Raw genomic sequence first — 10934 nt, 5'->3', positions numbered from 1 at the left:
TCTCCCGGTCGGGACCCGGGCACCGACGGGGCCGACCGGCCGAGATCAGGTGCGGGGTTCGTAGCGCAGGGGCGGGAACGCGCGCGCGACCAGGCCGCGCAGCGACTCGAGGTCGCCCTTCGCGAATCCCTGCGCTCGCGCCTGCACGAGGACGTTGCCGATCGCGGTGGCCTCGACGGGCCCGGCGAGCACGGGGAGTCCGGAGCGGTCGGCGGTGCGCTGGCAGAGCAGCTCGTTGAGCGCTCCGCCGCCGACGACGTGGATCGTCAGGACGTCGACGCCCGAGAGGATCGATGCCGTGCGCACGGTCGTCGCGAACGCCTCGGCGAGGCTCTCGACGATCGAGCGGGCGAACTCGGCACGGCTCGCGGGGGCGGTGACGCCCCGTTCCGCGCACCACTCGGCGATCCTGCCGGGCAGATCGCCCGGTGCCAGGAAGCGAGGGTCGTCGGCGTCGAACACCGCGACGGGCACGGTGACGGACGCCGCGGCGGCGAGCAGCTCCGACAGGTCGATGCGATCGCCGTCCCGCTCCCACCAGCGCACCGACTCCGAGAGCAGCCACAGGCCCATGACGTTGTGCAGGAACCGCACGCGCCCGTCGACGCCTCCCTCGTTCGTGAAGTTCGCCTCGCGTGCGGCATCCGTGGTCACCGGGTGTTCGAGCTCGACGCCGACGAGTCCCCACGTGCCGCACGAGATGTAGGCGGCCGACTCGGCGTGCATGGGTACCGCGACGACCGCCGAGGCCGTGTCGTGCGACCCGACGGCGACGACCTCGATGCCCGAGGGCGCGCCGAGATCGGAGGCGACGGCGGCCCGCAGCGGGCCGAACGACTCGCCGGGGCTCACGAGCGGTGCGAACACGGATGCCGGGAGCCCGAGCCGCTCGATGAGCTCGTCGTCCCACTCGCCCGACGACACGCCGACGAGGCCGGTGGTCGAGGCGTTCGTGCGTTCGGCCAGGCGGGCCCCGGTGAGCTGGAACCCGACGAGGTCGGGTACGAGGAGGAGCGAGTCGGCGACGCCGAGCCATCCGCTCTCCCGCTCGGCGGCGAGCTGGTACAGGGTGTTGAACGGCAGGAACTGCAGGCCGTTGCTGCGGTAGAGGTCCTCGAAGGGCACGAGCCCGTGCACAGCCGTGACGCCCCGATCGTTGCGGTCGTCGCGATAGTGGAACGGCTCGCCGAGCATTCGGTCGCCGCGCAGGAGTCCGTAGTCGACGGCCCATGAGTCGACGCCGATCGACGAGACGCCCGGTTCGCGCCGGAACGCGTCGGCGAGGCCCGCGTTCAGGTCGCGGGTGAGGCCCGTGAAGTCCCAGTGCAGTCCCGACGCCAGCCGCACCGGCCCGTTCGGGAACCGGGCGACGTGGTCGAGCGCGAGCGTGCCCGCGCGGCCGTCGACGTGGCCGAGGATGACGCGTCCGCTCGTCGCCCCGAGGTCGACGGCCGCGACGGTGCCCGCGCTCGTGCCGCTCATCGCAGGAAGGCTGCCGCGACGCCCGCGTCGACGGGGATGTGCAGGCCCGTGGTGTGGCTGAGCTCGGGCCCGGTCAGCACGATCACCGCGTTCGCCACGTGCTCGGGCAGCACCTCGCGCTTGAGGATCGTGCGCTGGGCGTAGAACGTGCCGAGGTCCTCCTCCTCGATGCCGTAGGTCTTGGCGCGGTTCGCGCCCCAGCCGCTCGCGAAGATGCCGGAGCCGCGCACCACGCCGTCGGGGTTGATGCCGTTCACCTTGATGCCGTACTCGCCGAGCTCGACCGCGAGCAGCCGCACCTGGTGCGCCTGGTCGGCCTTCGTCGCCGAGTAGGCGATGTTGTTCGGGCCGGCGAACACCGAGTTCTTCGACGAGATGTAGATGATGTCGCCGCCGAGGCCCTGGTCGATGAGCACGCGCGCGGCGGCCTTCGACACGAGGAAGGAGCCCTTGGCCATGACGTCGTGCTGCAGGTCCCAGTCGGCCTCGGTCGTCTCGAGGAGCGGCTTCGACAGCGACAGGCCCGCGTTGTTCACCACGAGGTCGAGGCCGCCGAAGGCGAGCACGGCGTCGTCGATCGCGCGCTGGATCGCCGCGGCATCCGTCACGTTCGCCTGCACGCCGATCGCGACATCCGTGGTGCCGAGCTCGGCGGCGGCGGCCTGCGCCTTCTCGAGGTCGAGGTCGGCGATGACGACGCACGCGCCCTCCGCCGCGAGGCGGGTCGCGATCGCCTTGCCGATGCCGGATGCCGCGCCCGTGACGAGGGCGATGCGGCCCGCGTGCGGCTTCGGCTTCGGCATGCGCTGCAGCTTGGCCTCCTCGAGCGCCCAGTACTCGATCGCGAACTTCTCGGCGTCGCTGATGGGGGAATAGGTCGAGAGCGCCTCGGCGCCGCGCATCACGTTGATCGCGTTGATGTAGAACTCGCCGGCCACTCGGGCGGTCTGCTTGTTCGCGCCGTAGCTGAACATGCCGACACCCGGGATGAGCACGATGAGCGGGTCCGCGCCGCGGATCGCGGGGCTCTCGGACGTCGCGTGGGCGTCGTAGTACGCCTGGTAGTCGGCGCGGTACGCCTCGTGCAGCTCCTGCAGGCGGGCGACGGATGCCTCGACGTCGGCGTCGGCCGGAAGATCGAGCACCATCGGCTTGACCTTCGTGCGCAGGAAGTGGTCGGGGCAGCTCGTGCCGAGCGCCGCGAGACGCGGGTGCTCGGCACGCGCGAGGAAGTCGAGCACCTCGGGCGCATCGGTGAAGTGGCCCACCATCGGCTTGTCGTGGCTCGCGAGACCGCGGATCGTCGCGGCGAGGGCGGCGGCCTTCGCGCGGCGTTCGGATGCCTCGAGCGGCTCGAAGCCCTCGACGACGGGGCCGAACGGCTCGGCGGCGCCGTGCTCGGCGATGTACGCGGCGGCGGTGTCGATGATCCAGAGCGAGTTCGCCTCGGTCTCCTCCGACGTGTCGCCCCAGGCGGTGATGCCGTGCCCGCCGAGGATGCAGCCGATCGCGGCGGGGTTCGCCGCCTTGATCGCCGCGATGTCGAGGCCCAGCTGGAAGCCGGGGCGACGCCACGGCACCCACACGACCCTGTCGCCGAAGATCTTCGCCGTCAGTTCCTCGCCGTCGGCCGCGGTCGCGATCGCGATGCCCGAATCGGGGTGCAGGTGGTCGACGTGCGCGGCGTCGACGAGCCCGTGCATGGCCGTGTCGATCGACGGGGCCGCGCCGCCCTTGCCGTGCAGCGTGTAGTCGAACGCGGCGACCATCTCGTCCTCGCGCTCGAGGCCCGGGTACACGTCGACGAGCGCGCGCAGGCGGTCGAGGCGCAGCACCGCGAGGCCCTGCTCGGTGAGCGTGCCGAGGTCGCCGCCCGAGCCCTTGACCCACATGAGCTCGACGGGCGCACCCGTGACCGGGTCGGTCTCGGTGCCCTTGGCCGAGGTGTTGCCGCCGGCGTAGTTCGTGTTCTTCGGGTCGGCGCCGAGGCGGTTCGACCGCGCGATGAGGTCTGCTGCTGCCTGGTTCGTCATGAGAAGGTTCCTTCGGTGGTGCGGAGGGTGGTCGGGGGAGGCTCAGGCGCCCCAGCCGGCCTGCACGCCACCGACGCGGTCGGCCGCGATCCGCTGCAGGTAGCCGGATGCCGCGAAGGCGGCCATGGGGTCGGCGGGCAGGCCTCGCGACTCGCGCCACTCGGCGAGGGCCGGGCGCACGTCGGTGTAGAAGGCGTCCATGAAGATGCGGTTCGCCTCGAGCACGTCGCCCGAGACCTGCGCCGCGCGGAGCGCCTCGGTGTCGACGAGCAGGGCGCGAGCCGTCATCTCCTGCACGTTCAGCACGGAGCGGATCTGGCCGGGCACCTTGTCCTCGACGTTGTGGCACTGGTCGAGCATGAACGCCACGTCGGGGTTGTTGAGGCCGCCGCCGCGGATCACCTCGAAGAGGATGCGGAACAGCTGGTACGGGTCGGCGGCGCCCACGATGAGGTCGTCGTCGGCGTAGAAGCGCGAGTTGAAGTCGAAGGAGCCGAGCTTGCCGAGGCGCAGCAGCTGCATGACGATGAACTCGATGTTCGTTCCCGGTGCGTGGTGGCCGGTGTCGAGGCAGACCATCGCCTTGTCGCCGAGTGCGGCGACCTGGGCGTAGCTCGTGCCCCAGTCGGGAACGTCGGTGTGATAGAACGCCGGCTCGAAGAACTTGTATTCGAGCACCAGGCGGTGCTCGTCGCCGAGGCGCGCGTAGATCTCCTCGAGCGAATCCTGCAGGCGGTCCTGGCGGCCGCGCAGATCAGCCTGGCCCGGGTAGTTCGAACCCTCGGCGAGCCAGATCTTGAGGTCGCGCGATCCGGTCGCGTGCATGATGTCGATGCACTCGAGGTGGTGGTCGATCGCCTTGCGGCGCACGGCGGCATCTTCGTGGGTGAGGGCGCCGAACTTGTAGTCGTCGTCCTGGAAGGTGTTCGAGTTGATCGTGCCGAGCTCGACGCCGAGGCCCTCGGCGTGCGTCCGGAGCGCGGAGTAGTCGTCGACCTTGTCCCACGGGATGTGCAATGCGACCTTCGGCGCGAGCGCGGTGAACTTCTGCACCTGCGCGGCATCCGCGATCTTCTCGAAGGGGTCGCGGGGCGTACCCGGCGTCGCGAACACCTTGAAGCGGGTGCCCGAGTTGCCGAATGCCCAGCTCGGGAGTTCGATCGCCTGCTGTTCCAGGGCGAATCGGGTTGTCGAATGGAAGGTGACCATGTGTTGGCTCGTCTGACTGGCTCGAAGGTGGAATGAAACGATTCAATGGAAGTATGATCATGCGTGCCGGTTGTGTCAAACGAGCCGGGACCCGGGGGTGGCGATGGCAGTCAGTGTGCGAGAGGTCGCTGCAGCGGCGTCCGTCTCGGTCGGAACCGTCTCGAACGTGCTCAACCGCCCCGACAAGGTCGCACCCGCGACCGTCGAACGAGTCCTCTCGGCGATCGACGACCTCGGCTTCGTCCGCAACGACGCAGCACGTCAGCTCCGCGCCGGCCGCAGCCGCTCGATCGGACTCGTCGTGCTCGACGTGCGCAACCCGTTCTTCACCGAGGTCGCCCGCGGCGCCGAGGACCGTGCCGACGCCGACGGACTGACCGTGCTGCTCGGCAACAGCGATGAAGACGCAGCCCGCGAGAGCGCCTACGTCGCCTCCTTCGAGGAGCAGCGCGTGCACGGCGTGCTCGTCTCACCGATCGGCGACGATCTGGCCCGGCTCCGGCGTCTCCGCGAGCGAGGCGTGCCGGTCGTGCTCGTCGACCGCGTCGCTCCCGACGGCGTCCTGTCCTCCGTCTCGGTCGATGACGTCGCGGGCGGACGACTGGCCGCAGCCCACCTGCTCGGCCTCGGGCGGCGGAAGCTCGCCTTCGTCGGAGGCCCTTCGGGAATCCGGCAGGTCGCCGATCGAATCGAGGGTGCCGGGCTCTCCGTCGGCGACGTGCCTGGTGCGTCGCTCGAAGTGATCTCGACCGAAGCGCTCACCGTGCTCGAAGGGCGTGCCGCGGGGATGGCCGTGTTGGAGCGCGCGGCAGGCGACCGACCCGACGCGGTCTTCGCTGCGAACGACCTGCTCGCCGTGGGGCTGCTGCAGGCGCTCGTGATGCACGGCGAGTTGCGAGTGCCCCAGGACATCGCGCTCATCGGATACGACGACATCGACTTCGCGGCTGCGGCGGTCGTGCCGCTGAGCTCGATCCGCCAGCCTGCTGCGCTCATCGGTCACACGGCCGTCGACCTGCTCCTCCGGGAGGCCGCTGATGGCGAAAGGTTCTCGGCGGAGCAGATCGTGTTCCAACCGGAACTCATCGTGCGGGCGTCGACCGTCGGCTGAGGTGGATCTCGGAGGAGAGCACCGTCATCGACCAGTCGGCATCTCGGCTCCAGCACGTCGGCACGACGAACGCCGACGGATTCACGTCTGGTCGTCGTCGGTGACGAGCAGTCGCATGAAGGTCTCGAGGAGCGGAAGGGTCGGCCGGCTCGGGTCGAGGAGCGCCTGGATTCGCAGGCCGTCCATCATGGCCATCATCATCGTGACCTTCTCGTCGGCGGTGACCTCTTCGCCGGTCGAAGCCGTCGGCAGTCGTCCGCTCGAGAGGTGCGAGCGCATCCGTTCGCGTCGAGCGATGAAGAACTCGTGCGCGGGGTGTTCCGGATTCGTCGCCGCGACGGTGATCGCGAGCCAGTTGCGCTGATGTTCGGGGTGGGCGAACTCGTCGGCGAGCACGGTCGAGAGCACGCGTTCGGCCGGAACCTGCGACTGCATGATGCGGTGCGCGAGTTCTTCGTCGTCGGCATCGCGTTGGGCGAGGGCGGCGAGCAGGAGTTCGTCCTTGCTCGCGAAGTGACGGAGCAGCGCAGCGTGCGTCACCTCGGCCCGAGCGGCGATGTCGCGGAGGGACGCTCGCTCGTAGCCGTGCTCCGCGAAGCTCGCGAGCGCGGCGCGAACGATCTCGGCGCGCCGGGCGGGCGTCTTGGAGTACGGGCCGCGTCGCGAAGGGCGGGACGACCCGGGTGTCGTCGGGGTGTCGGCCACGGGGCTCGCGGCGCCCGATGGTCGATCCGTCGGCGCGACGGCCGTCGATCCCTGCATCGCTTCTCCTGTTCCCGGTTCCACCGTCCCAGTCTGGCAGTCTCGCCAGCACTGTCGACTTGCCAATTGTAACCGCCATGGTTACAGTTGCCGTCAAGTAACCACGGTGGTTACTTTTGGGTGGTTACCCAGCCGAGTGCGCGTACGATCGCGTGGTCGGATTCACCCCGATAAGGAGTCAATGGTGACGAAGAACGAGCCCGACGCAGAGCAGCTCAGCGCCGTCGGCATCGCCGCGAGCGTGCCGATCGGCGTCGCGGCACAGTCCGATCTGGATGCCACGACGCGCGACGTCGCCGATGGCGCGGTCGGCACCGGACTCGAGCCGACGCAGCCCATGAGCAAGGGGTACATCTTCTGGCTCATGCTGGCGAGCTTCGGCGCGTCGATGGCGATGATGGTGCCGCTGTCGTACGGCATCGCGGTGCGGATCACCGAACTCGCCCCCGGCCACGAGGAAGTGCTCGGATACATCACGGGCATCGCCCAGGTCGCGTACCTGGTGATCAGCCCGCTCGTCGGGATCTGGAGCGATCGAACCCGGTCGCGGTTCGGCCGACGGTCGCCGTTCCTCTTCCTCGGCACCGCGATCGGTCTCGTCGGTCTCCTCATCATCGGTGTCGCTCCGAACCTCCTCCTCGTCGGCGCCGGCTGGATCTTCGGCATGGTGGGCTGGTCGATCGCCGGAGCGGCCCTGCAGACGTTGCAGGCCGACAAGCTGCCGGAACAACAGCGCGGTCGCGTCTCGGCGCTGACCGGACTGATGACGCAGATCGCGCCTGTGCTCGGTATCGGGGTCGCCTATGCGGTCTCGTCGAACACGCTCCTCGTGTTCCTGGTTCCTGGCCTGATCGGCGCGGTGCTGATCGTCCTGTTCCCCCTCGTGAAGCCGGAGGGCAGCTCGAAGGCCCTCGCGCCGTCCACCCAGGTCACCGCCAAGTCGGTGTTCATGAGCTACGGCTTCAGCATCCGCAAGTACCCGGACTTCGCATGGAACTGGCTCGGCCGTTTCGTCTTCTTCATCGGCCTCTACTTCAACACGACGTTCGGCACCTTCTTCTACGCCCAGCGACTCGACATGCCGGTTCGCGAGGTCGCCGGGGTGGTCGCCACGGTCGGCATGGTCGGCGTGCTGGCCGCCACGATCGGTGCACTCGTCGGCGGCTTCCTCTCCGACAAGCTGCAGCGCCGTCGCCTGTTCGTGATGATCGCCGCCGTGCTCTTCGTGATCGGCGCGGTGCTCGAGGCGACGGCCTGGTCGCTCCCGCAGATCATCGCCGGTGCCGTGACCATGCAGCTCTCGATCGCCGTCTTCGCCACCGTCGACCAGGCGATCGTGTTCGCGATCATCCCGGAGCGCAACGAGGCTGGCCGCTACATGGCCGTCATCCAGTTCGCGCAGAAGATCCCGAGTGCGATCGCTCCGATGCTCGCCGGCCTGGCGATTACGATCGGCGCGGTCGGCGGCGAGAAGAACTACACCCTGCTGTACCTCGTGGGCGGCGTCTTCGCCCTCATCGGCGGCCTCATCATCCTGCTGAAGGTGAAGTCGATCCGCTAGCGACCGACTCGCCGAAGAACGACGAACGACGAACACCTCCGAACGGAATCGATCGACCATGCGCAGCGCACCCTACGACCTCGGCGTCGACAGCGGCGGCGACGGGTTCACCGTCACCGGGCCGGCACCACGGCTCTCGTGGAAGGACCCGGTGGATCGCGACATCCGCTCGGCCTATCTCGTGGAATCGATGATCGGTCGTGCAGAGCCGATCGCCGCCGAAGTGACCGGGCGGCGCCTGGTGGCCTGGCCGTTCGAGGCGCTCGGCAGCGGGCAACGGGTGCGGTGGCGTGTGCGCGCCGCCGCGCCCGAGGCCGGCTGGTCGGAGTGGAGCGAGTTCGAGTCGGGCCTCTTGGACGCGGATTGGTCGGCGTCGTGGGTCTCGCCGGTGGAGCCGGCACTCGGCTCGGCTGAGGACGCCGGGTACGGGAAGCGCGCGGCGCACGTGCTCGCCGGTCGGTTCACGATCGACGCGGACCCCGTCTCGGCCCGCCTGTACAGCACCGCACTCGGCGTCTACACGGCGGCCCTCAACGGCGAACGCGTCGGCACGATCGAGCTCGCTCCGGGCTCGACGTCGTACGACCGGACCCTCTACGCGCAGGCATCCGATGCGACGGGAGCGCTGCGCGTGGGGGAGAACCGGATCGAGATCGTCCTCTCCGACGGCTGGTACCGCGGGCAGGTCGGCGCGTTCCGGTTGCCCGCCGGGTGGGGGATGGTGATCGGAGCCCGCGCGGAACTGCACCTCGAGTTCGCCGATGGCTCCCGCCGGGTCGTCTGCAGCGATGCGAGCTGGACGAGCGCTCGTTCGGTCATCACGAGCGCCGACCTGATGGGCGGGCAGACCCTCGACCTCTCGGCGCCCGTGGGCGACGCGGCGCCGGTCCTGGTCGATGTCGTGGCGGCGCCGGCCATCGACTGGTCGCCCTCGCCGCCGGTCCGGGTCATCGAGACGCTGACCCCGCGAGAACTCCGGCACCTTCCGAGCGGAGCATGGATCGCGGACTTCGGCCAGAACGCCTCCGGGTGGATCAGACTGAGCGATCTCGGTTCGCCGGGAACGCGCACCGTGATCGAATTCGGCGAGGCCCTCGACCGTGACGGCGACCTCTCGACCAGTCACCTGGATTCGGAGCGCCCAGGCGAGGCGCCGCTCGCCTTCGTCCAGCGCGATGAGGTCGTGGCCGGCGAGTCCGGTGGTGCGGATACTGCGTTCGAGCCCCGCCACACCGTGCACGGGTTCCGCTACGCCCGGATCACCCGATCGGACGACGGCCCGCTCGCCCCGGAGTCGATCGAGATGCGGATCGTCCACACCGATCTCGAGCGCACGGGCACCTTCGCGTGCAGCGACGACGAGCTCAACCGCCTGCACGAGATCGCCGACTGGAGCTTCCGCGGCAATGCCGTCGACGTGCCCACTGATTGCCCGACCCGTGAGCGGCTGGCCTGGACCGGCGACTATCAGGTCTTCGCCCCCACCGCGACGCGTCTCTACGACGTGCACGGCTTCAGTCGCAAGTGGCTGCGCTCGGTGCGCGACGATCAACTGGACGACGGCCGCATCGCGAACTTCTCGCCCGACGGGCGCCGCATCAAGCACCACCTCGACGACCAGTTCGCGATGATGACCGGTTCATCGGGGTGGGGCGACGCGATCGTCGCCGTGCCCTGGGAGCTGTACCTGTCGTACGGCGACGAGCAGGTGCTCGCCGAGAACGTCGACGCGATGGTCCGCTGGGTCGAGTGGGCCCTCGAGCAGGCGCGCTCGACCCGTCACCACGCCCGCGTGCAGGCGTCGCCAGAGCCTGAGCCGTTCGAGCAGTACCTCTGGGATGGCACGTTCCACTGGGGCGAATGGACCGAACCCCGGGAACGCGCGGCCGACGGCACCCGCATCGACCCGATCAAGCACAACCCGATGGCGTGGTTCATGGCCGACAAAGGCGAGGTCGGCACGGCCTACCTGTATCGCTCGACCGCGGCCCTCGCGCGGATCGCCGAGATCCTCGGCCGCACCGACGACGCCACTACCTACGCCGTCGCGGCCGATCGCGTCGCCGACGCGTGGCGTCGGGCGTACCTGCACCCCGACGGCACCACGTCGATCGACACCCAGGCGTCCTACGTCCGGGCCCTCGCCTTCGGACTCATCCCGGAAGACCGCCGCGAACGCGCGCTCGACCGGCTCGTCGAGCTGATCCGTGATGCCGGCACCCACCTCGGCACCGGCTTCCTCGCGACCGGCGACCTGCTCCCGGTGCTCGCCGACGGAGGCCGAGCGGATGTCGCGTACGAGCTTCTGCAGCAGCGCACCGCTCCGTCGTGGCGGTACATGCTCGACCGCGGCGCCACCACGGTCTGGGAGGATTGGGAGGGCATCGACGAGCACGGCGACGCCCATGAGTCCCTGAACCACTACAGCAAGGGCGCAGCGATTCGGTTCCTGCACACCCACACGCTCGGCCTCCGACAGGAGGAGGGCTCGATCGCGTGGGAGCAGCTCGTCATCGCTCCCGTTCCGGGCGGCGGTGTCACCTGGGCTCGCGGCACGCACGAGAGTCCGCAGGGGTCGATCGCCGTCGAGTGGCGCATCGAAGGCGAGCGGATGCATCTGAGCACCGAGATCCCGTCGGGAACGACCGCTCGCGTGGTCCTGCCCGACGGCACCGAGCACCGCATCGGCGCCGGGCGATTCGAGGCATCCGCTCTGCTGTCCATCACCCAGGCCGTGCCGATCGCCGGCTGAAGACGTGAACTTCCGACTTCCAAT

7 protein-coding genes are annotated in these 10934 nt (G+C 69.6%); 3 read left to right on the top strand and 4 right to left on the bottom strand.

All coding sequences use genetic code 11. The annotated features are described in order from the left end of the window. Positions 1 to 45: 45 nt before the first annotated feature. The 3 genes from ESP57_RS01940 to rhaI are packed head-to-tail and all read right to left on the bottom strand — an operon-like array spanning position 46 to position 4724. The gene (locus ESP57_RS01940; protein WP_129230389.1) at positions 46 to 1482 is read right to left on the bottom strand and encodes a rhamnulokinase; all 1437 of its coding nucleotides are present in this window, start codon (positions 1480 to 1482) and stop codon (positions 46 to 48) included. Then, on the bottom strand, positions 1479 to 3515 hold the full coding sequence (locus tag ESP57_RS01935) for a bifunctional aldolase/short-chain dehydrogenase (RefSeq protein WP_129230388.1): 2037 nt from the start codon (positions 3513 to 3515) through the stop codon (positions 1479 to 1481). Before ESP57_RS01935 ends, ESP57_RS01940 begins: the two co-directional genes overlap by 4 nt. Positions 3516 to 3557: 42 nt before the next feature. Then, positions 3558 to 4724: an L-rhamnose isomerase gene (gene rhaI / locus ESP57_RS01930; RefSeq protein ID WP_129230387.1), complete on the bottom strand. Its 1167-nt coding sequence runs from the start codon at positions 4722 to 4724 to the stop codon at positions 3558 to 3560. Between the two features lie 103 nt (positions 4725 to 4827). Here rhaI and ESP57_RS01925 point away from each other — a divergent pair, with 103 nt between their 5' ends. Beyond that, complete coding sequence (locus ESP57_RS01925; protein ID WP_129230386.1) at positions 4828 to 5835, top strand: LacI family DNA-binding transcriptional regulator; 1008 nt, start codon at positions 4828 to 4830, stop codon at positions 5833 to 5835. 81 nt (positions 5836 to 5916) lie between these two features. Here ESP57_RS01925 and ESP57_RS01920 read toward each other — a convergent pair whose 3' ends face one another. Beyond that, positions 5917 to 6597: a TetR/AcrR family transcriptional regulator gene (locus ESP57_RS01920; RefSeq protein ID WP_129230385.1), complete on the bottom strand. Its 681-nt coding sequence runs from the start codon at positions 6595 to 6597 to the stop codon at positions 5917 to 5919. A gap of 181 nt (positions 6598 to 6778) precedes the next feature. Here ESP57_RS01920 and ESP57_RS01915 point away from each other — a divergent pair, with 181 nt between their 5' ends. Then, complete coding sequence (locus tag ESP57_RS01915; protein WP_129230384.1) at positions 6779 to 8158, top strand: MFS transporter; 1380 nt, start codon at positions 6779 to 6781, stop codon at positions 8156 to 8158. Between the two features lie 58 nt (positions 8159 to 8216). Next, entirely contained in the window at positions 8217 to 10910 is a 2694-nt protein-coding gene (locus ESP57_RS01910) for a family 78 glycoside hydrolase catalytic domain (RefSeq protein ID WP_129230383.1), read from the top strand. Positions 10911 to 10934: the final 24 nt, after the last annotated feature.

This window comes from Agromyces fucosus, assembly GCF_004134865.1.
In the GTDB taxonomy this organism is placed as follows: Bacteria; Actinomycetota; Actinomycetes; order Actinomycetales; family Microbacteriaceae; genus Agromyces; species Agromyces fucosus.
Note: the sequence above shows the minus strand (reverse complement) of the source record. Positions and strands in the feature narration are given on the sequence as shown.